The sequence below is a fragment of the Falsiporphyromonas endometrii genome (assembly GCF_042654485.1).
Classification (GTDB): Bacteria; Bacteroidota; Bacteroidia; order Bacteroidales; family Porphyromonadaceae; genus Porphyromonas; species Porphyromonas endometrii.
The window spans coordinates 1-26,939 of record NZ_JBHSGO010000208.1; the positions used below are offsets into that span (position 1 = coordinate 1).

Annotated in this window: 23 protein-coding genes and 1 riboswitch; of the genes, 16 read left to right on the forward strand and 7 right to left on the reverse strand. The window is 40.6% G+C overall.

The features are described 5' to 3' along the window. Positions 1-221 precede the first annotated feature (221 nt). The gene (locus ACFO3G_RS08205) at positions 222-1,934 is read right to left on the reverse strand and encodes a fimbrillin family protein (protein ID WP_380079777.1); all 1,713 of its coding nucleotides are present in this window, start codon (positions 1,932-1,934) and stop codon (positions 222-224) included. Positions 1,935-1,976: 42 nt separating this feature from the next. Further along, entirely contained in the window at positions 1,977-3,608 is a 1,632-nt protein-coding gene (locus ACFO3G_RS08210; RefSeq protein ID WP_380079779.1) for a DNA/RNA non-specific endonuclease, read from the reverse strand. Between the two features lie 539 nt (positions 3,609-4,147). Beyond that, a riboswitch (TPP riboswitch) is annotated at positions 4,148-4,243 on the forward strand. 110 nt (positions 4,244-4,353) lie between these two features. Here ACFO3G_RS08210 and thiS point away from each other — a divergent pair. The 7 genes from thiS to ACFO3G_RS08245 all read left to right on the forward strand — a co-directional run bounded on the left by thiS (position 4,354) and on the right by ACFO3G_RS08245 (position 11,470). Next, a complete protein-coding gene (gene thiS / locus ACFO3G_RS08215; RefSeq protein WP_380079781.1) occupies positions 4,354-4,554 on the forward strand; it encodes a sulfur carrier protein ThiS in 201 nt (66 codons plus the stop codon). 19 nt (positions 4,555-4,573) lie between these two features. After that, positions 4,574-6,352 carry a phosphomethylpyrimidine synthase ThiC gene (gene thiC / locus ACFO3G_RS08220; RefSeq protein WP_380079783.1) on the forward strand — a complete coding sequence of 593 codons (1,779 nt, stop codon included), beginning with the start codon at positions 4,574-4,576 and terminating at the stop codon, positions 6,350-6,352. Then, positions 6,352-8,295 (forward strand): thiamine phosphate synthase, encoded by a 1,944-nt coding sequence (gene thiE, locus ACFO3G_RS08225; protein WP_380079785.1) that lies wholly within the window; start codon positions 6,352-6,354, stop codon positions 8,293-8,295. The genes thiC and thiE overlap by 1 nt, the downstream gene beginning before the upstream one ends. Before the next feature lie 72 nt (positions 8,296-8,367). Next, on the forward strand, positions 8,368-9,150 hold the full coding sequence (locus ACFO3G_RS08230) for a thiazole synthase (protein WP_380079787.1): 783 nt from the start codon (positions 8,368-8,370) through the stop codon (positions 9,148-9,150). A 17-nt stretch (positions 9,151-9,167) separates the two neighbouring features. After that, complete coding sequence (gene thiH / locus ACFO3G_RS08235; protein ID WP_380079789.1) at positions 9,168-10,286, forward strand: 2-iminoacetate synthase ThiH; 1,119 nt, start codon at positions 9,168-9,170, stop codon at positions 10,284-10,286. Then, a complete protein-coding gene (locus tag ACFO3G_RS08240; protein ID WP_380079791.1) occupies positions 10,249-11,001 on the forward strand; it encodes a HesA/MoeB/ThiF family protein in 753 nt (250 codons plus the stop codon). Before thiH ends, ACFO3G_RS08240 begins: the two co-directional genes overlap by 38 nt. Positions 11,002-11,200: 199 nt before the next feature. Beyond that, positions 11,201-11,470 (forward strand): hypothetical protein, encoded by a 270-nt coding sequence (locus ACFO3G_RS08245; protein ID WP_380079793.1) that lies wholly within the window; start codon positions 11,201-11,203, stop codon positions 11,468-11,470. Between the two features lie 638 nt (positions 11,471-12,108). On the opposite strand, the gene ACFO3G_RS08250 is transcribed toward ACFO3G_RS08245, so the two are convergent. From ACFO3G_RS08250 to ACFO3G_RS08270, 5 genes are all read right to left on the reverse strand, one after another. Further along, positions 12,109-12,804, reverse strand: a complete 696-nt coding sequence (locus ACFO3G_RS08250) for an HAD family hydrolase (RefSeq protein ID WP_380079819.1) — start codon at positions 12,802-12,804, stop codon at positions 12,109-12,111. 12 nt (positions 12,805-12,816) lie between these two features. Further along, positions 12,817-13,101 carry a winged helix-turn-helix domain-containing protein gene (locus ACFO3G_RS08255; protein ID WP_380079795.1) on the reverse strand — a complete coding sequence of 95 codons (285 nt, stop codon included), beginning with the start codon at positions 13,099-13,101 and terminating at the stop codon, positions 12,817-12,819. Continuing rightward, on the reverse strand, positions 13,098-13,685 hold the full coding sequence (locus tag ACFO3G_RS08260) for a hypothetical protein (protein WP_380079797.1): 588 nt from the start codon (positions 13,683-13,685) through the stop codon (positions 13,098-13,100). Before ACFO3G_RS08260 ends, ACFO3G_RS08255 begins: the two co-directional genes overlap by 4 nt. Before the next feature lie 13 nt (positions 13,686-13,698). After that, positions 13,699-13,998, reverse strand: coding sequence for a DUF2141 domain-containing protein (locus ACFO3G_RS08265; RefSeq protein WP_380079821.1), 300 nt, complete (start codon positions 13,996-13,998; stop codon positions 13,699-13,701). Positions 13,999-14,312: 314 nt separating this feature from the next. Continuing rightward, the gene (locus ACFO3G_RS08270) at positions 14,313-16,412 is read right to left on the reverse strand and encodes an HRDC domain-containing protein (protein WP_380079799.1); all 2,100 of its coding nucleotides are present in this window, start codon (positions 16,410-16,412) and stop codon (positions 14,313-14,315) included. Positions 16,413-16,759: 347 nt separating this feature from the next. Here ACFO3G_RS08270 and ACFO3G_RS08275 point away from each other — a divergent pair, with 347 nt between their 5' ends. The 9 genes from ACFO3G_RS08275 to ACFO3G_RS08315 all read left to right on the forward strand — a co-directional run bounded on the left by ACFO3G_RS08275 (position 16,760) and on the right by ACFO3G_RS08315 (position 26,553). After that, the gene (locus tag ACFO3G_RS08275) at positions 16,760-17,374 is read left to right on the forward strand and encodes an IMPACT family protein (protein ID WP_380079801.1); all 615 of its coding nucleotides are present in this window, start codon (positions 16,760-16,762) and stop codon (positions 17,372-17,374) included. A gap of 663 nt (positions 17,375-18,037) precedes the next feature. Next, a complete protein-coding gene (glmS, locus tag ACFO3G_RS08280; RefSeq protein WP_380079803.1) occupies positions 18,038-18,451 on the forward strand; it encodes a methylaspartate mutase subunit S in 414 nt (137 codons plus the stop codon). Positions 18,452-18,476: 25 nt separating this feature from the next. After that, positions 18,477-19,868 (forward strand): methylaspartate mutase accessory protein GlmL, encoded by a 1,392-nt coding sequence (glmL, locus tag ACFO3G_RS08285; RefSeq protein WP_380079805.1) that lies wholly within the window; start codon positions 18,477-18,479, stop codon positions 19,866-19,868. A gap of 23 nt (positions 19,869-19,891) precedes the next feature. Beyond that, on the forward strand, positions 19,892-21,346 hold the full coding sequence (locus ACFO3G_RS08290; RefSeq protein WP_380079807.1) for a methylaspartate mutase subunit E: 1,455 nt from the start codon (positions 19,892-19,894) through the stop codon (positions 21,344-21,346). A gap of 187 nt (positions 21,347-21,533) precedes the next feature. Continuing rightward, on the forward strand, positions 21,534-22,778 hold the full coding sequence (locus tag ACFO3G_RS08295) for a methylaspartate ammonia-lyase (protein WP_380079809.1): 1,245 nt from the start codon (positions 21,534-21,536) through the stop codon (positions 22,776-22,778). A 120-nt stretch (positions 22,779-22,898) separates the two neighbouring features. Next, the gene (locus ACFO3G_RS08300) at positions 22,899-24,278 is read left to right on the forward strand and encodes an acyclic terpene utilization AtuA family protein (protein ID WP_380079811.1); all 1,380 of its coding nucleotides are present in this window, start codon (positions 22,899-22,901) and stop codon (positions 24,276-24,278) included. A gap of 17 nt (positions 24,279-24,295) precedes the next feature. After that, positions 24,296-24,616, forward strand: coding sequence for a DUF4387 domain-containing protein (locus tag ACFO3G_RS08305; RefSeq protein WP_380079813.1), 321 nt, complete (start codon positions 24,296-24,298; stop codon positions 24,614-24,616). A 520-nt stretch (positions 24,617-25,136) separates the two neighbouring features. Further along, on the forward strand, positions 25,137-25,979 hold the full coding sequence (locus tag ACFO3G_RS08310; protein WP_380079815.1) for a fumarate hydratase: 843 nt from the start codon (positions 25,137-25,139) through the stop codon (positions 25,977-25,979). Positions 25,980-25,995: 16 nt separating this feature from the next. Next, positions 25,996-26,553 carry a Fe-S-containing hydro-lyase gene (locus ACFO3G_RS08315; RefSeq protein WP_380079817.1) on the forward strand — a complete coding sequence of 186 codons (558 nt, stop codon included), beginning with the start codon at positions 25,996-25,998 and terminating at the stop codon, positions 26,551-26,553. Positions 26,554-26,939 lie beyond the last annotated feature (386 nt).

Sequence of the window (26,939 nt, forward strand, 5' to 3'; positions counted from 1 at the left end):
TACCCCTTTAATACCCTCGCTTTTTGATTAGGGGGGCTTATCTTGTAAAAATGAAATGCTCAACCGCATAAATTCAGCGATTGAGCATCATTAATATGTCCTATGAAACTTTTATCGGACAGCAATATTTTTTAATATGATGCAGTCCCTTTTGTTGTTGCACAAAGGCTTTATTTGCAATATTGTCCTTTTGTGACTATTAAGGATTTCTCTATTGGTGTTTATTTGATCCCATCTATTATGATGTTGTTTAGACGGTAACCTGCATTGCTCTTGTACATTACAGACACCTTGAAGATAAGAGAAATTTTATCTGACTTAATGTCACCTGCCGAAGCTTCAAATGGGTACATCTCATTTCCTTTGACAAATTCGGGACCCTTGGGGTGAAGTTCTTTGGTCTCATTCCCATCCTTTATGAAGACTTTAATGTCCTCTTTGTTGCTGTTTTTGGGAGATTGAAAACCTATTCTGTATTTCACCGATAGATCGCTCTTGATGCCCTTGGTAGGAATATCCTTGATTTCCAATGTATATTCATTCCCTATGGTAAACCATATATGTCCATCAAGATTTTTGCTTGTTCGAATAGCTTTCTTGACATCCGGAGTCAAAGAAAATTCGATGTCACTATTGTCAACATATTCTTTATAAATTTCACTGAAAGGCTTCGTCTTATTGTAAGAACTGCCGGCTTTAAGCTTTGAAAACCCTTCGTTGAAAAGCTCTATGCGTTCCTTGTCCGGTGTTTTTGCTACACCTTCTTGGGTAATGGTGATGGTGTGTTGCTTGTTGGTTGCTCTTAGCTCATTTACCGAAGTGATAGTGAGTGTGGCTGTTCGTTTGTCACCGGTGTTTTCGTCAATGTTAATCGTGAGATTTGCATTACCTGTACCTTGTTTAACGTCTGTCTTTACCCACTCTGCACTTGAATTGATTGTCCAATGTCCGGTTGTCTCCAGATGGATGGTTTTTTGTGCCGCTTTTGTATTGTCAATGACAATTGCAAGGTCATTGTCGTTGATTGTGATATCTGCCACATTTTTGTCCGGCATAGGGTCGCCTTCTCCTTCGTTTAGGTCAATGTCCCCACCATTGATATCATTCCAGTCATCAATGGTGGCATCGGGATTAAGGATCTCCATCGAACCATCACCCTTAAGGTTGAGTGTGTACCTATAAAGTTTGCCGGATTCAAAAGTTTGAGTAGCCTTAAACTTATATGTGAAGCCATTTGCTTCGAATACAAAATCTTTACTTTCTCCTTCAGGGATAATGATAGCTTCGCAGGCTGTACCATAGGTGTGACCTTCAATGTCAGTCTTGTTTCTACGATTGCTGATTTGGCCGGTCGCAAGATCAAAGTCAGCTTCTGTTTCAAAGTCTTTTAAGAAGAACTTAAGCCCCTTGGTCAGACCTTTTATATCAAAATGAACTTTTGCAAGTTGGTGTCTGAAATGTAGCTTAACATCCTTTTTGGGTGTATTGCTATTGATCCCTTTTAGCTCGTTGGAGTAGAGAAGGTCTATCTTTTGAAGTTGCTTCTGATCTTTTACATCGATTGGGTAGATATTGTCTACAGTTGCATTGTACGGATAATAAGCTATGACATCAAGATCGTGTTGCTTATCAAACTTGATTGCTTCTGAAGCCTCTTTTGGAAAAAAGATACCATTGTTACTCGAAGTAATATACCTTTTGTTTCGATGGGTTGCAGTGCTGAGGTTTGTACCTTGTTGCATGGCAAAAACGCCAATTTCATCGTTTGTTTCCCAATCTGTATCGGTTGCCCGTAGCATTGGAGTTATATTCGATCCAAACTGAATGGGGGCACTGCCATATCCTTCGTTGCTCACTTCACTGTCTTTGTTGCATGAAGTCATTGACAGAACAAGGCTAATGGCTAATCCTATCTTATATATATTATTCATCATCGTTTTCATTATATTTATAACAGTGTTTTTATTTGATCGGGTTTACCAATTAGGAAGGGTTGTATCGTCTTTGGCACTCTCCGGAATACCGGGGAAGAACTTAAACCCTGTTCTTTTTTCCAATTCGTGAACCGTGATTTTGTAGTTATTGTAGTGCCCGGGATTAGGAATGTGTGGCATACACACTGCCATAGTTTTGTATCCTCCTCCTTTTGTCCTGATGGCCATGGCTTTGTAGTAAAATGTCGGAATGGTCACTTGTCTGCCTGTATTGTCTTTTACAACAGGGTGTGAAAACTTTTTCATTCCTTCATATTCATTCATTGATGCACCGGTTACGACATATAATGTATCTAATCCGGAGGGGCTTTTACTCTCTAAGTTTTTCTGGTAGTTTTTGACTCTCTCTTCAAGTACTCTCCAGTCACTTTGATTGAATTCTTTCCCAATTTGTGCTGTACAGTTGACCGATGTGAAGGTTGTATAGTTCCAATATGCATCTTTCAATCTATGTGAAGATGTCAGTTGGTGTCCACGGTCATAGTGTATGCCTGCAGAAGAATATCCCTTACTTATTAAGTCTTGAAATTCTCCGGGAATAGTTTCCTCTTTGTGCCACTTATCCTTTCTTTTATAATTACCATCGTAGAAACTATGTAACGGGTATGCGATCCAATATGATATTCTAAGTTTCTTATCATAGAGGAACGAATAGTTTCGAGGTCCATTATTGTTAGCTTTTGTACTGTAGGTCTTTTGTTGGGGTGACATCAGCTGTCTAAACTCAGCTGCAGGATATTTCTTTTTGTCAAATGTGGGACTTTCTAAGTAACTTACAGCTATAGGAGTCACGTTAGCTCCTTTGCGACGAAGGTTGTAAACATATCTCTTGCCGGCTTCGAACTTTTGATTGAGACTGCAGTGAAACTTTTTTCCTCCTGCATCGACTACCATTGTTACAGATACTTTCTGATCTGTTGGCAAGACATATGCTGCAAGGTGTTTGATATTGCTTGGTTCGTATGAATAGGTTTTAATTTCGCCAGCCTCTCCAATGGATGAAAATTCATTGGTCATGATATTATAGTTGGCAGTTGAAGGAAGACCTCTTAAGATGCCGGATATTTCTGCAATGTTTTCACCAAAACCATCGAGCGTGAAGTCGATGTTGGCAAGTCTGTGTTTGAAAAGGATAGGGCTGTTGTCGCCTACGGTTACATCTGCTTCAGCAGTCAGAAGATCTCGATCTTTGTTGTCCGATTGATCTTTCAAATCAATGTTGATTATCCCATTTTGTATCTCCTCTTTATAGGGATAATAGGCAGTAACTTTGATATTCTGTCCATTCTTTAGCTTTAGTGCCTCCTCAGGTGTTGCTGCTACAAATGAGGCTTTATTGCCTTTTCTTGAATTTATGTATCTGCTATTTTGCCGGAGGTAGGTATCATGTTCTTTGTCGTTCTGTACAAAAACTCCCACAGCATCATTGCCATTCCATTGAGACAAACGAAGACCTTGAGTCATCTTGTCAATTTGGAAGTTGAGCGTTAATGTTGTTTCGCTCTGATTCGTTGTTTCTCCGTCTTTTACGGGAAGTTTTGAATCGTTACATGCCACTAACATAGCTGCCAATGAACATGCAATAAAGTAGTAAAGTTGTCTTCTAAAACTCATGTTAATTATTATTACTATACTTAGTTTTATTTACTTATTTCAAAGACTATCGTTATCCCTGATGAACTCTCCCCTTTTTCTCAAAAGAGCGGGAAGGGCAAATATCTTCAATCTTTTATGATGGAGCAAATGAAGAGCTGTTTATTTATCTCCTACTCTTTGAGTCATTGCTTTTTATATAGCTGCCAAATCCTTTATTGATACTACTTTCAACTAACTTCTTTAGAAGTCTAAAGTTTCTGTCTTATTTTGAGAAATAGTTCATTATTAATCTCAAATTAAGGTCTTGTTCTTCGATTATTCAATAAGATTATCGCTTGTGTAGTCTGTGTTGTCTTTACTGATGGTTTCTTTATTATTTGATTTCGTAATCTTATTTTACAAACAAGGGTTTTTCTTTTCAAAATGACTTTTGAGTCATTAGAATAGCCCTGTATTAAATATGTAACGCGCGAGAGCAATGTTTAATGAGTTTTATGGTAAATTTTATGTTTACAGCACAATTCATCAAAAATAATTTTATCTTTGCTCTATGAGAGCGAATAGCTCAGGGGTGCCCCGAAGATGTGGCTGAGATTATACCCTAGGACCTGATCCGGATAATGCCGGCGTAGGAAGAAGATCAATTTTAGACTGTGTTCTGCAGTTGTGCTCGTTCATCACATCCTAGTCATTCGATAGTCTTTTGCTTCGGGAGTCTCCTTCCGTTGTTGCTCTTGTTGTGTTAATATTTAAGCAAAAGATAATGACAATCTATTTTAATGAAAAGCCCGATGTATGTGAAGATGGATGCACTTTGAGTGCTTTTCTTCACAACAAAGACCTATTGGACAAACGAGTAGCTGTAGCTGTAGATGATCATCTTATTCGCAAAGAGGATTGGGATGATTTTGTGTTGAGAGAGGGACAATATGTCGTAGTCATTACGGCTACTTTCGGCGGATGACAACAAATTCCAAATATTTATGAAACAGAAATTTAATGTGACTACCGGACCTATTCCGGGTAGTGAGAAGATTTATGTATCCGGCTCAAGAGCTGACTTACAAGTCCCTATGCGTCGTATAGACTTGTCAAATACGCGTATAGAAGGTGGAGAAGTAGAAGAAAATGAGTCGGTTGTGGTTTATGATACCAGTGGTCCTTATACAGACCCCAATTATGCTGTAGACTTGGATAAGGGGCTTCCCCGTATTCGAGAAGCGTGGATTGATGAGCGAGGAGATACCGTGAGACTGGATGGATTAAGTTCTGATTATGGCCGAGCTCGTCTTAGTGATTCCTCTTTGGATGAGCTTCGCTATTCTCATGTTTGCACAAATCCACGAATTGCAAAGGAGGGAAAGTGTATAACGCAGAGGTATTATGCAGAGCAGGGTATCATAACACCGGAAATGGAGTATGTGGCTATTCGTGAGAATCAGCTTGCAGACAAGATAAAAACTAAGTACGAGGCTATGCCGGGCAATCCTTTAGGTGCTAATATTCCGAGACATATCACACCCGAGTTTGTTCGTGATGAGATCGCAGCCGGAAGAGCTGTAATCCCGGCAAATATCAATCACCCGGAGTCTGAACCAATGATTATTGGCCGTAACTTCTTAGTTAAGATTAACGCCAATATAGGTAATTCTCCCACTACCAGTGGTATTGCAGAGGAGGTAGACAAAGCGGTGTGGGCTATGCGTTGGGGGGCAGATACTGTGATGGATCTTAGTACCGGTAAGCATATTCATGAGACAAGAGAGTGGATCATCAGAAATTCTCCGGTGCCCATTGGTACTGTGCCATTGTACCAAACACTGGAAAAAGTCAATGGTAAGACCTCGCAGTTGAGTTGGGAGCTTTTTAGAGATACGCTTATCGAACAGGCAGAGCAAGGGGTAGACTATTTTACCATCCATGCCGGTCTTAGGTGGCATCATGTACCACTTACCCTTAATCGCTTGACCGGTATTGTTTCAAGAGGTGGATCTATCATAGCCAATTGGTGTGTAATGTATAAGCGTGAAAGCTTTATTTATGAGCACTTTGAAGAGATTTGCGAGATCTGTGCAAAGTATGATGTCGGACTTTCTTTGGGAGATGGGCTGAGACCGGGATGTATCCATGACGCCAATGATGAAGCTCAGTTTGCAGAACTTCGAACCTTGGGTGAACTGACTGAAGTTTGTAAAAAGTATCATGTACAATGTTTTATAGAGGGTCCGGGTCATGTGCCAATGCATAAGATTCGTGAGAATATGGATGAGCAGCTTAAGTGGTGCAATGGAGCTCCATTTTACACATTAGGCCCGCTTGTTACGGATGTGGCTCCCGGTTATGATCATATCACAAGTGCTATTGGTGCTGCGATGATAGGCTGGATGGGTACAGCAATGCTATGCTATGTGACTCAGAAAGAGCATTTGGGATTGCCCGATCGCAATGATGTGAGAGAAGGTGTTATCACCTATAAGTTGGCTGCTCATGCTGCAGACCTGGCCAAAGGTCATCCGGCAGCATATTTTAGAGACTACATGATGAGTAAGGCAAGATTTGAATTTAGATGGATTGATCAATTTCATTTGGCTCTTGATCCCGAGAAGGCTCTGGGCTTCCATGATGAGACTTTGCCTGAAGAGGGTCACAAAAAAGCACATTTCTGTTCTATGTGTGGAGAGCACTTCTGCTCCATGCGTGCGAATATGACTTTCCGAAAGAAACTTAGGAGAGAACAAACTCAAGATGGGGAGCAGCAGTAATGTTTGAAACCATCGTTATTACCTCTCCTGAGGTTATTAAAAATGAGGCCGAAAGGATCAACCTGCTTTTCTTGGCAGGTTGTCCCAAGGTCCATGTGCGCAAACCGAATGCCGACAGAGGAGATATTGTCTCTCTACTTAGTGGTATCACCCCAAGGTTTAGAAACAGGGTGGTGCTAAGTGGCTTTCATGACCTTGCCGAATTGTTTCATCTTGGTGGAATCCACCTTTCATCTTCCGAATGGCATCAAATGTCAGAGAGACCATCGCTCTATCCCGGAGCTACGGTTTCGGCCTCTTGCCATAGTATAGAAGAGATTGATCATTTCCCTTTCGATGCAGACTATCTTTACCTTAGTCCAATCTTTGACAGCATATCCAAAGAGGGATACAAGTCGCAATATTCTTTGGAAAGTCTTACTCCTATTTTGCAAAATATAAAAAGGAGGGTCTATGCTTTGGGGGGTGTCTCAGAACAAAACATTCATAAGCTGCCTCAAGCAGGATTTGCCGGTGCGGCTGTGCTTGGAGCTATTTGGTCTACAGAAGGGATGGAGGTTATGAAGCTAAAGACCCTTCTCACTCCTCATATTTTGACTATTGGAGGTCTTGATCCAACTGGTGGTGCCGGTATTACCAAAGATGTGGCTGTGGCAGGGGATTTTGGCGTAAGGGCATATCCTATTGCAACTGCCATAACCTATCAGAATGAAGAGACATATTTAGGCACTGATTGGCTTACACCTGAAGAGATAATAAAGCAGATAGATGCTGTCAAGCATTCTTCTTACCCTCAAGTTGCCAAGATTGGTCTTATTGAGAATGTCTTGACCTTGCAGGCTTTGTTTACCTATTTGAAGAGTGTATTCCCATACATCAAAATAGTATGGGATCCCATTCTTAAAAGCAGTACAGGAAAGACTTTTCATAGAGATCCCAAAGAGATGCAGGAGGTGCTTTGTAATGTGGATGTCATTACTCCCAATTTGCCGGAAGCGAGATTGCTTTTTGGGGAAGACCTAAGCCTTGAGGCCTTGAATAGAATTTCCAAATCTTATGATTTGTCTATCCTCTGTAAGGGAGGACATTGTGAAGGTAATATAGTGTCGGATCAACTTGTCTGTTCGGAAGGAAATACCACCTTCAATCTTCTGAGAAGTGGATCTTCGAAGCATGGTACCGGTTGTGCCCATAGCTCAGCTCTTTCGGCTTCTCTTGCTCTTGGATATACATTGGAAGAATCGGCATCAAAGGCTCAGATATATGTAAGTAGTTTGATGCGCTCCTCTGATACTCTTCTTAGTACTCCTAAAGTGTGGAATAGCTCTCGTTCTCTTTTTATGCTTAGGGATGTGAAACATATGTTTATCACCCATCCGGCTAAAGGAAACCCATCGGTTCTGATGCAGGTTGAGCTGGCTTGTCGGATGGGGGCACAAGCTGTACAGCTGAGAATGAAAGATGCTACCGATGAAGAGATGATAGAAGTTGCATACAGTGCCAGAGAAATATGTCATTTGCATGGTGCCATTTTTACAATCAATGACAGAGTGCATATTGCTCGTCAGGTGCGTGCCGATGGAGTCCATTTGGGACAACAGGACACTGATATAGCTGAGGCCAGAAGGATATTGGGAGATGATGCTATCATTGGTAGAACTTGCAATACGCCACAAGAGGCTGTCGAAGCCGTCAAGGAGGGGGCAGACTATTTGGGTGTCGGTCCTTATCGTTTTACGAAGACCAAAAAGAAGTTGGCAGAGGTGCTTGGCTTAGAAGGGTATCGCAAGATGCTGGATGTGCTTCATAAGGAGCATCTTGAAGTTCCCATCTTTGCTATCGGAGGAATTACCGAAGAAGATGAACCCGAGATTTTGAGTCTCGGTGTTACCGGCATTGCTCTTAGTGGAGACTTTATCCGTAAGATGAAGTGTGATAGATAAGTAAGAAGTAAATTATTAACGGACCAATATTGGTCAAATATAGATGGCATTGTTATGCCAAATAAGATAATCATGAAATCTTTAGAAATTGCAGGAAAGACGTTTGGCTCACGTCTATTTATGGGAACGGGTAAGTTCTCTTCAGCCAAGTTGATGGCCGAAGCAGCTGAGGCTGCCAAGACCGAAATGGTAACTGTCGCTATGAAGCGAGTGGAGGCATCAAGTGGAATGGACGATGATATGATCACTCCTTTGAGAAAGCCCCAAATAACTTTGCTGCCAAACACCAGTGGTGTACGTAGTGCCAAAGAGGCTATTCTTGCTGCCGAGATGGCTCGTGAGGTACTCGAAACAAACTGGCTAAAGCTCGAAATTCATCCAGATCCGAGATACCTTCTTCCTGATCCTATTGAGACTCTTATGGCAACAGAAGAGCTGGCTAAGAGAGGGTTTATTGTTCTTCCTTATATTCAGGCTGACCCTGTCCTTTGTCATCGACTGGAAGATGCAGGAGCTGCCACTGTGATGCCTTTGGCTGCCCCCATTGGTAGTAATAAGGGACTTATCACAAGGGATCTTATCCGCATCATCGTAGAGCAGAGCCATGTGCCTGTGGTTGTGGATGCCGGTATCGGAGCTCCTTCTCATGCCGCAGAAGCCATGGAGCTTGGAGCAGATGCCGTTCTTGTCAATACTGCTATTGCTGCTGCTCAAGATCCGATTGCCATGGCTCAAGCTTTTGCTTTGGCTGTAGAAGCTGGTAGGATGGCTTACGAGGCTAAGCTTGCACCTATACAAGATGTTGCTAATGCCTCTTCTCCATTTACCAGTTTCTTAAATCTTAGCAAGAACTAATTGTGGAGGGGAAGAAAATGGCTAAGTATAATTCTTTTTATGACTGTATTCATGAGTATGATTGGGAGGATGTAGAGCAAAAAATAAATTCGGCAACTTCTCAAGATGTTGAGTCTGCTCTTCGCAATCCTAAGCGTACAATAGATGATTTTGCAGCTCTCATATCACCTGCGGCTATCCCTTATCTCGAGCAGATGGCACAGGAGGCACATCGTCTTACCGTGGAGCGTTTTGGCAAGACCATGCAGATGTATATTCCTCTTTATCTCTCCAACATATGTACCAATGCTTGTGTATATTGTGGTTTTAATAAGCACAATAGGATCAAAAGACGTCGACTGACTGAATCTGAAGTGATGCAGGAGGTTGAGGCAATCCTAAAACTCGGATATCAGCATTTGTTGCTTGTCAGTGGTGAGGCAGAGACTGTGACCGGATGTGACTACTACGAAAAGATGGTCAAGTTGGTGAGGCCATATTTTTCACAGATCTCATTGGAGGTACAACCTTTGCCGGTAGATGAGTACAAGCGTTTGCATGATGCCGGTGTGGGGTATGTTTGTGTTTACCAAGAAACATACAATGAGAAGGCCTATCCGGGCTATCATCCTTCAGGCAAGAAGCATGACTATCGGTGGAGACTCGAAACGCCCGATCGAATTGCTCAAGCCGATATTCAAAAGATCGGTATTGGTGCATTGTTGGGCCTCGAAAATTGGCGTACAGACTCATTCTTTACGGCTCTTCACTTAAGGTATATGGAGCAACAATATTGGAGAACAAAGTATTCTATATCGCTTCCACGATTGCGTCCGGCAGCCGGAGGTTGGGAACCCAAAGACCCAATCGATGATGTTGGAATGTTTCAACTTATTACAGCATTTAGACTTTTTGACCCGATGGTTGAGATTTCGTTGTCTACTCGTGAAGGTTCCGTATTTAGAGATCATGCCGCTTTGATAGGAATTACATCTATGAGTGCAGGATCCAAGACAGAACCGGGCGGATATGCTGTAGACAAATCGGATCTTGAGCAGTTTATTATCAATGACGGCAGAAGTCCCGAAGAATTTGCAGCAGCTATGAGAAATCTTGGTTATGAACCTGTTTGGAAAGATTGGGATGCCTGGATGTAAAGAAGACAAAAGCAGTTCGTTGAGTCGATATAGCAGACAGATGATGCTTCAAGAGATGGGAGAGGAGGGGCAGCAAAAGCTCTTCCAATCTCGTGTTCTTGTCATTGGTGCCGGAGGTCTTGGAAGTGCTGTACTTCAGTATCTGGTAGCTGCCGGAGTGGGTTTTGTCCGTATCGTTGATGATGATACGGTGAGTCTTCATAATCTTCAGAGGCAAACTCTTTTTGATGAAACTTCTATTGGCTTATCCAAAGCTGAGTGTGCGGCTAAAAAGCTTAATCTTCTCAATCGTGATGTTTGTATAGATGTTGTAGCGAAGAGACTAACCAAAGCTAATGCAGCCATTCTTCTCGATGGGGTGGACTTGATGGTAGACTGTACTGACAACATATTGACAAGAAGGGTCTTAGACGAAACGGCGCGTCAAAAGGGTGTGCCATGGATCTATGCCTCCATAGGAGACTGGCAGGGACAGTGTACTATCCTTAACTATGGAGAGAAACCTGTCTATTACCAAGATTTGGTTGCGCCTTCTGAGCATGATGCCGATATCCAACCGCCTGCGGTCCTTGGTGCTCTTCCGGGAGTCTTAGGAGCTATAGAAGCAGCCGAGGCAGTCAAGTTTTTGATTGGTGTGCCTAAAGAGCAATTACTCATAAATAAACTCTTTTGGATAGATCTCAAGACGATGAAGAGTCGTCTTTTCTTAATTTGATCGGGCTTTATAAAACGAGTCAGCTACCAACTAAAGGTCTCTCTTGCTATAACAATGTGAGAGAGACCTTTAGCTGTTTTGGGTTAAACCTCTTCAACTCAAAGAGAGTTTCACTTTCTGTTTTGACTTTAAGCAGATATCGTATCATTGCTAAAGTGATTACTTTTGAGTATCTTGTCATTCAAAGAGAATGAATACCATGATGATAAGCATATTATTTACCATACTTTTGATGATTGTGTCGCTTGGCGGACTATTCCTCCTTGGGGGTAAGATATGTCTTATCAGAGGAGAGCAAATCGTTGCCTCTTTAATCATTCAATACGATCTCAATAATGCCTCTTCTCGATGGGCTGTGAAGCTCGACTTAAGAGGAATGAATATGTTAAATACTATTATCTTTAATGGTGTTCAAAAAACTACTCAAACAACACTGATTTATACTGAATTTTCAACATCCCGGGGTTAGGGGTTCCTGACCTTCTGCCGACTTTTTTCGTTTTATTAGTACGAAATAGGCTTTCTTTATGTGCTATTTTAACAAGTAAGGTCGCGCGAGAAGCAATCTATTCTCGCGCGACTTTCGATCCGTTGTCGCGCGACCTTGACATGTGAAGTCGCGCTACTTCAAGTGCAACCTCGCGCGAGTTTACTTTCAAAGTAGCGCGAGAACGGATTGCAAGTCGCGCGACCTTCCAAAAAAGGCAGCCTGAAAGCTATTTTTAAGGCAGCGAAAGATAAATAAAAAACAGCTTTAATATAGTTTAACACTATAAGATGCTGATTAATTCCCTTCTTTCTGTTTTTTGTATGATAAATAGCCTTTTATAAGACCAGAAATGCGCCTGTTTTACATGAAAACAGGATTGTGTATATTTACATTATTTATCTAATTAAATGTGATTTTAAGTGAAATGATGCATTCATATTTGATGCTATTTCTATCTAATTCTACGAGAAATTGACTGGCAAGACTACCTCATTATCTGCTGTCCGTATGATTGTCTTTGTTGAAGGAATATTTGCAAGAATGGGGGATAAGTCTTAGTTGTTATTTAGTTGTCTGATTTTTGTTTTTTTCTTCTTTACAACCTCTTTTTCTTAAGCTTATACCAGCAATGGAATAATATCTTCAATTTTGCGCAAAGTGGTTAATCTCTCATGTTTGAAGTTTTCGATATGTTCGTGTAGCCAAGTCAATTCATAAGGGATATGTATTGCGAAGGCTCCGACTTTGATGGCAGGTATAATATCTGATTTAAGTGAGTTGCCTATCATGAGTAACTCATTCTCTTTTATTCCAAACTTATAGCACAATGATTGGTACTCGTCTGTTGTTTTGTCATCGACGATTATGATTTGATCAAAATATCTTCTTAATCCGGAACGCATTAGCTTATTGTTCTGATCCAATGTATTCCCTTTCGTCATCAAGGCAAGTTTGTAGTTGGATTGGTTTGTAATTGTTTGTAGAGTCTTTTCGACACCGGGTAATGGGGTTGCCGGGTTATAAAGAAGTCCTTTTCCGATTTGCATTATTTTCCAAAGATCTTTTCCTTCGAGTTCTTGATTGCTGACTTTAAGAGCTGTTTCCATCATAGATATGGTGAAGGCCTGTACACCATATCCCAAGATTGCCATGTTGTTTGATTCGGTTCTAAAAAGCTCCTCCGAAATCTTTTCTTTTGTACCATAAGGACTGAGTATCTCACAGAAATTTCTTTCTGCCTCTTCAAATAGATGTTGATTGTCCCACAATGTATCATCGGCATCGAAAGCTATAACCTTAATTTTGTCTTTTATCATTGTTAAGTCTTATTTGAAGTATTGTTTAAGGGATTCGTAATGATCTTCAAAAGCTTTTCTTCCTATAGGGGTAATTCTGCAAACAGTGCGTGTTCGTTTCCCTTTGAATCCCTTTTCTACTTCGATATAGTTTGCCTGTGCTAATTTGTCTATTTGGACACTTATGTTGCCGGAGGAGGCTTTGGTAATTTCTTTGATAAATAAGAAATCAACCTCTTCTTCTTGGTAGAGCATAGACATGATAGACAGTCGAAGTTCTGACATCAACAGTGGATTCAAATCAGGTAGATTCATTTTCTTCTGTTTGTTATAATTTCATAATGAGCCGGCAGGCATTGCATTACGAAGAATACGACTGCAAAGATACTTTCATTTATGACAAGACTATTCAAGTTGAGATAACTCATTACCAAAGCTGTCACTATCCCTATAATCGAACTAATCTTAAATGCATTCAAGTTATAGAGAAACCCGGTAATACAGGTGGCCATTCCGACAAATAAGATCACAACGGCAAAGAGGTTGCTTATATGGACAATGTTGTTAGGAATAAAAAGGATGCCGATAAGAGTAATCCCGATTACTGCCCAAATAGTGTTAGCTGTGCGCTGACTCAAAGTCTTACCGGGATACTTCTTATTGAGGATCTTCTTGGTAAAATAAGCCTGGATGTACCCGATTAATGGGAAGGCTGCCCACATCCATTTTCCAAATGTTGTCTGAAATGTAAACAAGTGGATGATGCTGAAAAAGATCGTTAGATATCCCCACAGCAAGAAGTATGGAACATTCTTTTTGATAAGTTGAGTCCGTGTCTGATCTTTGATCTGTTGGATCAATTGAAGACTCTCTTCTGTATTGATACATTCTTTAGACATAATTACTTCTGTTTTATTGATTCTTTTGTGATAGATGGATGTGGATTGTTTTATCTCTGTCCAAGTTAAATTTGCAAGCTTCGAATGTAGGGGGACTCGAAACAATCTCTACATTGTTGTTCTCGTCTTGAAATAGGGCAATAGCATAGTCCCCTTTAGGTAAGTTCATTTCGATCGTTGTGCTACCTGTGGTTGCAGAGACAGACTCGGCACAAGGAGGCATCTGTAAAAAATGGGCCTGATTGGCGTAAAATGCACACATGATCTTTCCTTCAAATTTGCTTATTTGATCTACAATGACAGTTAGTTTAATTTATGCAGTGGCCATAGTAGCAAGTACGAGGCCCATGATGGCTAAAAGAATAAATCTCTTCATAATGATGGAAGGATTAAACTGTTAATAATCTTTACTTACTTCTCCAACTTCAATATAGAGCGCTCTTGAGTTTGAGTTGCTTTCTTTGATGCAAATGTAAATCAGTTTATTTTATAAACCAAATGATTCTGTAAGGATAATAGTGCTTAAGATAGGGCATATTTACATATGAGTCTTTTGTAACTCACTTATTGTAAGGTGGTTGTAATATTTGAATCTAAGGTTTATTTGATTGTAAAAAACTTTTTGATTTATCTTTCTTTCAGATGATTATGGATGATATGTATAATTTCCTCTCCGTACCTTTCTATGGTCTTTGGACCTACACCTGAAATAAGGGCAAGTTTTTCCAGTGTTGTTGGGGCAAAGTTTACGATACTTGTGAGGGTCTTTTGGGTTAGTATCCAAAAAGCCGGTTTACCTATTTCGTCGGCTTTTTCTTTTCTCCATTTGCGTAGTGTTTCGAAGAGAGAAGGATCTTGTATGTCTTCAGAGGATTCGACTTTGTTTTCGCTTCTAACTCTTTTGGTCTTTTTCGTTTGTGTTTCCTCCGGCTCTTTGCCCATAAGGATAGATAATGTCCGTTGGTAGCCTAATGTCGAAAAGCCATTTTTTGCAACATAGCTCAGAAGTTCGTCTTTTTCATTGAGCTGCTCTTTGATGTTGTCAATGGCTGTATGTACCCTCTTGGCTATCTCTTTGTTATCTATGGGGATGTTTAAGTTGTTTGTAAAAGTGATGATTGCTTGGAGCTCTTCCTTAAAGTAGGTCGCACCTTTGGTTACTCTTTCTTGTAAGAATAGGTCTTTTTCGTAGTCTTGAGATTGCTCTATTATGGAGCTATATTGTTGTTCGAATAGTTGTGCCACTGCGGCGACCCTTTGTGCAAATTGGGTTGTTAGCTGTGCCATTTGGGTTACAATATTGGGGAATAGATTGTAAAGACTATCATTCATTACCTTGGAAAGTCTGTTTATTCGAATGGTCAGCTCATCAAAGTTGAATAGTTGGGTAATTAACTTTACAAAGTAATTTTTCTTGAGTTCCTCTATATCTTTTGTTGTAGGGGTGTGGCTTCCCATATCATTGACATAGTTTGTAACATCTTGGTCACTGATGATGGCATGAAGAGGAATGGGGCTCATCAATACCAGTCCCTCTATTGTTTTGCATCTTGACAATGCGACGTAAGTTTGCCCGTGGCTAAAAGCATCTGTTGCATCTATAATTGCCTTTTCGAATGTCAATCCCTGGCTTTTGTGAATTGTGATAGCCCAAGCTGTTTTAAGTGGATATTGAGTAAATGTACCTATTGGCTTTTCCTCTATACTTTGAGTCTTTTCGTTGAGCTCAAATTTGACATTTTGCCATGTCTCCTGTTCTACATTGATGATTGTCTCTTCGTTTTGCAATCTGACATGTATTTCTTTGTGTGTCAGATAGATGATCTCTCCAATAGAGCCATTGTAATATCTTCCCTTAGGATCGTTTTTGATTAGCATGACTTGGGCTCCCTTTTTAAGTGTGAGATCAATCTCAGTCGGATAAGACGATTCGGGAAAATCGCCTGTAATATTGGCATTGAAGGTGATGCTGCCTCCGGGAAGTTTTTGCATCTGATTTTCATTGATCTCTTGGGCTTGCCTGTTGTGTGTTACTAATCTGATATAGCCCTCTTCCGCTTTAGGGTTGAAAAATGGTATATACCTGCTGTTAAGCCTTTTTAGAAGATCCTCCGTAACCTTATTCTCCCTGATGGCATTGAGTATTTCTATAAACTCCTGATCCTTTTGTCTATAGATGGTTTTGAGCTCTACGACAAAGTAGGGAGTCTCGTTAAGGACTTTACTGCCAAAAAAGTAAAAGGATGAGTAGTGGTTTTTGAGTACTTCGTAGTCGTTAGCTGTGACCACCGGAGGCAACTGTTGTAAGTCTCCAATCATCAATATCTGTACACCTCCAAATGGTTGGTTGCAACCTCTAAAGACTCGGAGCACTGCATCTATCTCATCCAAGAGATCTGCTCTGACCATAGATATCTCATCTATAATGATAAGGTCAAGGTTCTTTATAAGTCTTTTTTTCTTTTTGGATAATCTAAAGTTGATTTTTACTTGACTGTCGGGGATAAAAGGCGCAAATCCGAGCTGGAAGAACGAATGAATACTGCACCCCCCTGCGTTTATGGCTGCTATGCCGGTAGGAGCAAGTACTATTATTCGTTTTTTAGAATGCTGAACAAGTCTTCTCAAAAATGTCGTTTTACCTGTCCCGGCTTTACCGGTAAGGAAGAGATGCATATCTGTTTTTTCGATGATTTGTTGCGCTAATTCAAGTTCTGGATTTTGCATATATGTTGATCTTTGTAATGCTTCATCATCTTGTAATATGTGATGATCGGCTAATTTCTTACTAAAGTACTCATAATGCGATATTCAAAGCAAGCAATCTATTTGATTGTTTTCTGTAGGTGATTGTTTATGGATACATAATCTGATATATATACTTATATAAAAACAATCGGATTCGATCATATATATGAGACTGTTCTCTTCAACTTCAAAGCCTTGTATCTTTTCCATTTGTGGTGTCATCAAATTTGCTCGTAAATTTGTCTTAATTGCACTTTACGATTCCGAATGAGTGTGTGGTATTGAAGAAATAATGCTTAGCGATCAAAGTTGTACCTTTGTCGAAGATGCAAGGAGATACATATTATACAATAGAGAAGGTGGCTGAAGCTCAATATTCAGAAAAGCGTAGTAAATTTCTTGCTTTTGTGGTGCCGGTCAAAAGTCCCGAGGAGGCATTGGCAGTAGTGGACAACTATCGCAAGAAGTATTACGATGCCAGACATGTATGTTGGGCTTATAGGATTGGTGAAGAGGGTGTGGAGCGTTCGAATGATGATGGCGAACCATCCGGTACCGCCGGAAAACCTATTTTGGGAAGACTTTTGTCTGCCGATTTGTCGGATATTGTAGCTATCGTTGTCAGATACTTTGGCGGTATTAAACTTGGTACCAGTGGACTCATTGTGGCATACAAAAGTGCCACGGAGCTTGCTATTGAAGAGGCAGTAAGAAAACCGGTGACCAAGATGGTTGATTTTGAGGTTGCCTATGGTTACGACTTGATGGGTGAAGTGATGCGTTATGTCAAAGAGTATAATCTTACAGTTGTCTCGCAAGAATGCTTACAATCTTGTAGTCTTCACCTTCGTGTCAGAGCAAATGATTTTCCCGAAGTTAAAGCGAGGTTTGAGGCATTGTATGGTTGCTCTATTTCATGTCTTAAGAAAGAAGATGAATAATAGTTTTATGTTACTATCACCTTACAATAGTCCTTTTGTATAAGGATGATTTTCTTGTTTCGTGTTTATGATGTCGGCCGGATGGACTTGTAAGAAAAGAGAGTAGTAAATACGGAATTTTGATGTTTGAATATAGAGGCTGTGCAAAGTTTATTCGGTGTCGGCTATTGTGGTGATTGCGTCTGATAGTAGAGAGACTTTTTGTCCATATCGAGCATTAATATTTAGCCCTTAATCGTGTAGTGTTCCGTTTGACCTAATATGTCTTTTGTCAAGCATTTAGGGGTTTCTTTTATATCAAAAAAAGACATTTGGTATCTTTTCCGGGGTGAATGGAGCATTATTCGCTGTAAATAAGAAAGATTTTCATGGAAAATTGATGATAGATATTTTTAATGTCTCCTATTTTATTGCTTGATTTATGGGATGAAGATTGATTGATACCTTTCATTTGTATATTCAATGATATTTTTTACTTACAAATTGATTCGATGATAGGATGAGTTTTATAGCCTTAAGTCGTATAAAAGAACAACTTGCAAGGAAATATTGCATACCTTTGTTACCAAACAATGAAGAGAGAGTGGTTGCCAATTCTTGCTCATGGCAGACTGCTCGATTGGATTTGTCATTTGGGTGTGTTTTTTTAGAAAAAGTTTTTTTATGAACGGAAAGACAGTAGTCATTGGTGTCATTGGCGCAGATGCTCATGCAGTAGGTAATAAGATCATTGCATTTGCATTGGACCAGGCAGGCTACAAAGTAATTAATTTGGGCGTTATGGTTTCACAAGAGGAGTATATTGAAGCTGCTCTTGAAACTAATGCAGACGCTATCATTGTTTCTTCTCTCTATGGACATGGGGAGATTGACTGTAATGGTTTACGTGAAAAGTGTAATGAAGCCGGATTGAAGGGTATACCTCTTCTTGCCGGAGGTAATTTGGTAGTTGGTAAGCAGGACTTCAAAGATGTTGAAGCTCGTTTTAAAGCCATGGGTTTTGACTGTGTTTACCCTCCTGGAACTCCTATTGAGACAACTATTGCTGACTTAGATAAAATTTTAGGATTGGCTTGATGATAAAGTCGAGCTAGAATTAGCAATGAAATATCTAACAGTAGATTTCGGTAGTACTTACACCAAACTAACGGCGATTGATGGCGATAAGCGTGAAGTAGTCGCTACCGCATCCGCCTTTACCACCATAGAAACTCATGTTTTGGATGGCTTTAACAATGCCATGGCGAAACTTGAAGAAAAGATAGGTGGCCCGTTCCATTATGATAAGATGCTGTGTTGTTCTTCGGCAGCCGGAGGTCTTAAAATGGTGGCATTGGGCCTGGTGCCTGAATTGACTTCAAAAGCAGCTCGTATGGCTGCTTCAAGTGCCGGGGCAAAAGTGGTAAAGACTTACGCATATGAAATATCTAAGGCCGAACAAGATGAGATTTACAACATTAATCCGGACTTGGTATTGCTGTGTGGAGGAACGGATGGTGGAAACAAAGAGGTTATAATTGCAAATGCTAAGCGATTGGTTGCAATAGATAGAAATTTCTCTATCATTGCCGCCGGGAACAAGTCGGCTTCGTATGATTTGGAGGAAATATTTAAGGCGTCAAATAAAAATTATGTGATTGCCGAGAATGTGATGCCAAACTTTAATGAGCTTAATATAGATCCTGCTAAGCAGTGCATCAAAGACCTTTTTATCTCACGTATTATTGACGCCAAAGGGCTTAGTGAAGCTCAGGCCATGACGGACTTTAAGATTATACCTACACCGTTGGCAGTATTAAATGGTTGTGAGCTTTATAGCAAAGGAACCAGAAAGACTCCGGGTGTTGGGGAGCTTGTTGCGATTGATATTGGTGGCGCAACCACTGATATTTATTCGATGTCTTATGGCAATCCGACTGTTGAACCTGTAATGATTAAGGGCTTGAAAGAGCCTTATAGCAAACGAACTGTAGAGGGAGATCTTGGAATGAGATATTCCTTATCTGCTCTTGAAGAGTCCATTGACCTTTATGCTGTGGCTGAAGAGCTTCAGATAGATGAAAATCAAATTAAAGAATGGGTAAGCCTCTGTGCTGCTCATCCGGATACATTGGCTCAAGAAGGTTCGATTGAACATCATATAGAGGAAGCTCTTGCCAAAGCAGGTATTTCTCTTGCTGTAGAGCGTCATGCAGGCGAAATAGACAGTGTGTTTACTCCTATGGGTCAGGTGTATACACTTACCGGAAAAGATTTGAGTGATGTTCCTTATGTCGTTGGTATTGGCGGTGTACTTATCAATAGTCCGAGACCTGCTTATATTTTGAGTGGTGCCGAGTTTGATCCGACCCGTATGCGTCATACCAAACCTAAGCATCCGAGTTATCTCCTTGACAAGCGTTATATATTTGCATCAATGGGTTTACTTTCTACCCAGGATAAAGAGCTTGCATTGGAGATTATGAAGAAAGAGATTGTACCTATCAATAAATAGACTTAAAATACTTCGTAAATCACATGGAAGTAAAAAACAAAAAGCTTACAGATGACCAGTTCTTTGCAGAGCGCAAAGAGGTGTTAGCATCTTGGCCGACCGGTAAAGATGTAGATTTTCAAGAAGCAGTAGACTATCAGAAATCTATCGCTCCGGAAAAGAGATTTGATCACAAATTAACAGAAGCTAAAAAAGCAGGAATTACACTTATTCAGCCTCGTGCGGGTGTAGCTCTCTATTCAGAACATATCAAACTTCTACAATTCCTCGAAAATGAGGGTGGGGCAGACTTGTTGCCTTCTACCGTAGACAGCTATACTCGTCTTAATCGTTATAATGAAGCTGAGACAGGTATAGAAAAGAGTAAGGAATCAGGCCGTTCGATGTTGAATGGTTTCCCGATTGTAAATTATGGTGTTGATATTTGTCGTGCAGTAACTTCTGCTCTGAAAAACCCGGTACAGGTGCGTCATGGTACTCCTGATGCCCGACTTTTGACTGAAATTTCAATCGCCGGTGGATTTACTTCTTATGAAGGTGGTGGTATTTCATATAATATTCCCTATTCTAAAAATCATCCCGTAGATAGAGTAATTGCCTATTGGCAGTATGCAGACCGTCTTGTTGGTATGTATGAGGAGGCCGGGGTGTCTATCAATAGAGAGCCGTTTGGCCCATTGACAGGTACTTTGATCCCTCCATGTATTTCGAATGCTGTGGCTGTTATTGAAACGCTGTTGGCTGTTGAGCAGGGTGTGAGGGATGTTACTGTTGGTTATGGACAGTGCGGAAACTTGATTCAAGACGTTGCTGCTCTTCGTTCACTTCGTCAGCTTGTAGATGAATACTTGACCAAGTTTGGTTACAAGGGCGTTAATGTTACTACCGTATTCCACCAGTGGATGGGTGGTTTCCCTCAGGACGAAGCCAAAGCATTTGGTGTTATTTCTTGGGGTAGTGCTACTGCAGCTCTTGCTAAGGCTACCAAGGTTATTGTTAAGACTCCTCACGAAGCAATGGGTGTGCCAACAATGGAGGCAAATGCTGCGGGTCTTCGTGCTACTAAGCAAGTTATTTCTATGCTTAGAGACCAAGACTTTACCAATATCCCTGCTGTTGTTGCTGAGTCAGACATCATTGTTGAAGAAACAAGATGTATCCTTGAAAAGGTAATCGAACTTGGTAATGGTGATATCGCACAAGGTACAATCGCTGCATTTGAAGCAGGTGTAATTGATATTCCATTTGCGCCTAATAGATATAATGCAGGTAAGGTGATGCCGGCACGAGACAATAATGGTGCTGTGCGTATACTCGAGATTGGTGGCTTGCCATTTACTCAAAGTTTGAAAGACTTCCACCGTGCTAAACTCGAAGAACGAGCTAAGAATGAAGGAAGACCGGTTAGTTTCAATATGGTAATAGACGATGTCTATGCTATTGGTAAGGGATTCCTTGTAGGCAGACCAAACAACTAAGAGAATATTTTAAGACCATTGCACACTGAGTGCGGTGGTCTTAATCGTAATAAATGGGGCTTTTCTGATTAGATAATTTATATTTTCAGTTTAGGATCAAATCGGAATGTGTCTCCATCTTCCTTTCAATGGAAGGTTAAAAGAATCATAACAAACATCAATCAACTAAATATTTAGTTTCATTATTATGAAAATCAAAAAAGTAATTTGCGCGCCAGGGAAGACAGGTTTCTTCTTTGACGACCAGAAAGCAATTAAGCAAGGTGCTAAGAGTGATGGTGCATTCTATTCAGGTGAACCTGTAACTGAAGGTTTTACTTCAGTGCGTCAGGCTGGTGAATCAATCTCAGTTATCTTCGTCTTAGAAGATGGCCAGCTTGCATTTGGAGACTGTGCTGCTGTACAGTATTCAGGTGCGGGTGGTAGAGACCCTCTATTCCTTGCAGAGAACTTCATCCCTGTGATCGAAAAAGAAATTGCTCCTCTGTATGAAGGTCGCGAGATTACTAATTTCCGTGAAATGGCAGATCTTGTTGACAAGCATGTAAGCGAGTCTACAGGAAAGAAGTATCACACAGCTATTCGTTACGGTGTAACTCAAGCATGTCTTGACGCTGTTGCTAAGAGCCAGAAGAAATTGATGGCTCAGGTGATTGCAAAAGAATACAACACAACGATTTCTGATAAGATGATTCCTATCTTCTCTCAATCAGGTGACGACCGTTATCAAAATGCAGACAAGATGATTATGAAGGGTGCAGAGGTATTGCCTCACGCTTTGTTTAATCATGTTGCTGACAAGGTTGGTCTTAAGGGTGAGAAGATTGTAGCTTATCTTGAGTGGTTGAGAGACCGTATCCTTAACAACAAACCTTACGAAGAATACAACCCAACTATTCATATCGACGTATATGGTACACTTGGTCTTGTATTCGACAACAACTTCGAGGCTATTGCCAACTATATTGGTGAGCTGGAAAAAGTAGCTGCTCCTTTCCAACTTAGAGTGGAAGGCCCGGTTGATATGGGAGAAAAACAAGCTCAAATCGATGCTCTTGCTGAAATTCGTCGTTTGATGGAAGAAAAGGGTATTAAGGCTCAGATTGTAGCTGACGAATGGTGCAATACTCTTGAAGATATCATCGACTTCTCTAAGGCTAAGGCTGGTCATATGGCTCAGATCAAGACTCCGGACTTAGGTGGTATCAACAATGCTATCGAAGCAGTTCTTTACTGTAAACAACACAATATGGGTGCATACCTTGGTGGTACTTGCAACGAAACAAATCGTTCTGCAGAAATATGTGCCAACATTGCAATGGCTACACAACCTGTACAATATTTGGCTAAGCCGGGTATGGGTGTAGATGAAGGTTACATGATCGTATTCAACGAAATGAGCCGTATCCTTGCATTGAAGGATGTACTCTAATTACTGACATTCAGTATTTTTATTTATAACTTCTCGAGTAGGGGATATGTAGTGTGATTTGCTACTATCCTTACTCGATGAACAACAAAAAGTTTAATAAGCTTTTCATTCAATTATATTATGGAAGAAATTAAAATCCTATCCCCTACAGCGATCTTGGGATACGGCTTCCCTATTGAATCCTTCGAAGAAGGTATGAAGCGCAAGCCGGATGTAATTGCTGTAGACGCAGGAAGTACAGACCCGGGCCCATATTACCTCGGTGCAGGAAAGTCATTTACAGACCGCAATAGTGTTAAACGTGACCTCGAAATCATGATTCCGGCAGGACTTAAGGCCGGTATCCCTGTTATCATCGGTACAGCCGGTGGCTCAGGTGGTCACCCCCACGTAGCTTTTGCCCTTGAAATTATCGAAGAGATAGCTCGCGAAAAGAAATTGTCATTCAAAATGGCAGTTATTGAGAGCGAACTTGACAAGGAATTCGTTAAGAAAAACCTTCGTGAAGGTCGTGTTACTCCTCTTAAGCCGGCAAAAGAAATTACAGAAAAAGATATCGATGAGAGTGTACGCATTGTATGCCAGATAGGTGAAGAACCATATATCAAGGCTCTCGATGAAGGTGCACAAGTTATCTTGGCAGGTCGTTCTTATGACCCATCTGTATTCGCCTCTCTTCCAATCAAGCAAGGTTTCCCAAAAGGTCTTGCTATTCATATTGGTAAGATTTTGGAATGCGCTGCTATTTGTGCTCTTCCGGGTAGCGGATCAGACTGTATGTTTGGTTATCTCCGTCATGATAGCTTTACACTTGAACCGCTTTCTAAAGCTCGTAAGTGTACAACATTGTCTATCGCAGCTCATACTCTTTATGAAAAGTCTAACCCATATATCCTCCCCGGCCCAGGTGGTGCAATCAACTTGCATGAAACGAAGTTTGAGCAGGTGGGAGACAATATGGTGAAGGTTAGCGGAAGTAAGTTTGAGCCAACACCGGAGTACTATGTTAAGATGGAAGGTGTACGCCGTGTAGGTTATCGTACAATTTCTCCGGCTGCTACAAAGGACCCAATCATGATTTCTAAGATTGATGAGATTGTAGAAGCAGTGAAGGCTCGTGTACGTGACAACTTCAAGTCTTATGGTATTGAGAATTTCCATTTGGATTTCAAGATCTACGGTAAGAATGGTGTGATGGCAATGTTCCCGGGTCAAGAAAAGACTGTTAAGGGAGATGAACTTCTCATTATCATTGAGGCTGTAGCTCCAACTCAAGCTCAAGCCGATACTATCTGTGGCTTTGCACGTTCTACAATGTTGCACTACGGATATGAAGGCCGTATTTCTACTGCAGGTAATTTGGCATTCCCATTCTCTCCGTCAGACTGCCATGTAGGTGAAGTATTCGAATTTAATGTATATCACCTATTGAAGGTTGATGATCCATCAGCTATGTTCCCAATCGAATATAAGCAGTTTGAAAATGGTAATCTTAAATAATTTAGGAGGAAAAGAATATGGCACATTATAAATTGATGGATCTTGCATCGGTAATCCGTAGCAAGAACTCAGGACCTTATGAATTGACTTTCGACGTTATTTTTAAGGATTTCGAAACCTATTATAAGGTTCGTGACGCTAAAGTTATCAATGCAGAGATGTTTGCAAAGTTGTATAGCATTCCTGTAGAAGATATTCTCAACGTTGTTTATTTTGATCCTGCTAAGGCTATGAAGGTGACTATCGTTAGACCGATCCCTTCAGGAGCTCTTGGTGAGACTGACGTCTATGGTGCACAACAACATGCTCCATTGATGAAATATGAATTCGACCTTTAATTAAGTCGTTGATAATAATAACTGAGTGTAGAGGGCGGATGAGGATGATTCCCCACCGCCCTTTTCAATGAATAATCCTTTGTCCCAAACCTCTCTTTTAGTAGAAGTTGTATTTTGGGATTTATAGAACATAAGTCTTAATTGATCATTGCTCATTCGGGCTGTTATTTAGTCCAACAATGTCTTTAGAACATTGGGTTAGAAATCGGATGGTTTAAGAGAAACTAAAAGAGGTCTTTATGCTTTTTTAAGGCTTCATTTTATTCTCAGACTGTGGTCTCAGCTATGCTTCCTTGCCGAATGTAAAAGTCAGTCCAAAATGACTTTATAAATACTTTCTCTTTCTATAGACATATTTGGATTTAAGAGTGTCTACTACAATTATGTGGTGACATTCAAAGATTAATTCGATTATCTTGGGATTGTTTTGTATGATATTTCGGCTGGATGAATGGTGTTGTCAAAATTGTCCGTTTTTTGCCGTAATAATCAGAAACAGCTCTTCTAATATATTTACTTTATGCGTGAGATAAAAGCTTCTGAAATAACTAATCTGATCGAACGTCTTTGTATCGAAGCCAATTGTTTGATATCAAAAGATATTGAGCAATGTTTTGTTCGTTCTCAGAAAACAGAAAAATCACCGCTTGGCAGAGAGATTATAGGTACCTTGCTTAAGAATGCTGAGATTGCTCGTTCTACTATGGCTCCAATCTGTCAGGACACCGGTATGACAGTGGTTTTCGTTAAAATCGGACAGGAAGTTCATGTTACTGACGGTTTTATCGAAGACGCTATCAATGAGGGTGTTCGTCGCGGTTATGAAAAGGGTTACCTTCGCAAATCTGTTGTCAAGGATGCTCTTCAACGTGATAATACCGGAGACAATACACCGGCTGTCATTCATTATGAGTTTGTGCCGGGTGATGAATTTCACATAACAGTTTCACCAAAAGGTTTTGGTAGTGAAAACAAGAGTGGTTTGCAGATGCTTACTCCGGCTCAAGGTATTCCGGGCATCAAGAAGGTGGTGTTGGATACAGTAAGTCATGCTGGAGCCAATCCTTGTCCCCCAATAATCGTTGGTGTCGGCATTGGAGGTACAATGGAACGTGCTGCACTTATGGCGAAGAAGGCTCTTCTAAGACCTGTGGGAACTCCCAGTCAGAGAGAAGATGTTGCCAAACTCGAGCAAGAACTTCTTGATGAGATCAATAAACTTGGTATTGGTCCGGCAGGTTTTGGTGGTACTACAACAGCTATGGCGGTCAATATTATCACTGGACCTACGCATATTGCAGGTCTTCCCGTTGCTGTTAATATTGGTTGTCATGTGACCAGACATGCTGAAGGTTCACTTTAATTAGAAAGGGTTGATAATGGACGAAAAAAGAATAATTACTCCACCATTCACTGATGAAGTGATCAAGTCTCTTCATGCAGGGGATATGGTTTATATAACAGGTACAATCTATACAGCAAGAGATGCTGCTCATCTTAGATTAGTTGAGATGCTTGAGAAGGGCGAAAAGATGCCCTTTGATTTTGAAGGACAAGCAGTTTATTATGCTGGTCCATGTCCTGCTAAGCCGGGACAGGCTATTGGTTCTGTTGGTCCTACTACTGCCGGTCGTATGGATCCTTATTCTCCACGACTCATTGCAGAAGGTCTTCGAGTAATGATTGGCAAGGGATTGAGATCTGATGAGGTGGTAGAATCTCTTAAGAAATATACCGGAGTGTTTTTTGCCGCTATTGGTGGTGCAGCTGCTCTAATGGGACAGGCTGTCAAAGAGGCCGAGGTAATTGCATTTCCGGAATTGGGAACAGAAGCTGTACGCAAACTTCGTGTAGAAAATCTTCCTGTTATAGTAGCGGTTGACTGCCATGGTAAGGATGCTTATGCTAAGGGAAGATGTGAGTACGAAACTAAATAAACTTCTCATTACTCTGAGAACTTCATATAGAAACTAACTATAAGAGGACACACTCCTCCAAATGATTGCCCCGGGTATTGGACTCGGGGCTTTTTCATTCATAATCTTTGACAAATAATCTGAGAAAGTGTGATAAATGTATTGATAGCTATACAGATAATAATCCATTTTTGCATTGAAAAACGACAAATCCTCCGGTAGGGAGAATGAATGATCTAAAGTTGATTATAATAGCTGTCTGGTCCAAATCGTTCCTTATTCAATAGTGTCCTAAACGTTTTTGACGAATAAAAAGAAAAGGGTAGGTTTGTATTGAACAAAAAAGAACAGCTCCAAGAGCTGTCACCAACCACCCTTTTCATGGCAAATATAACACTATTCGCACA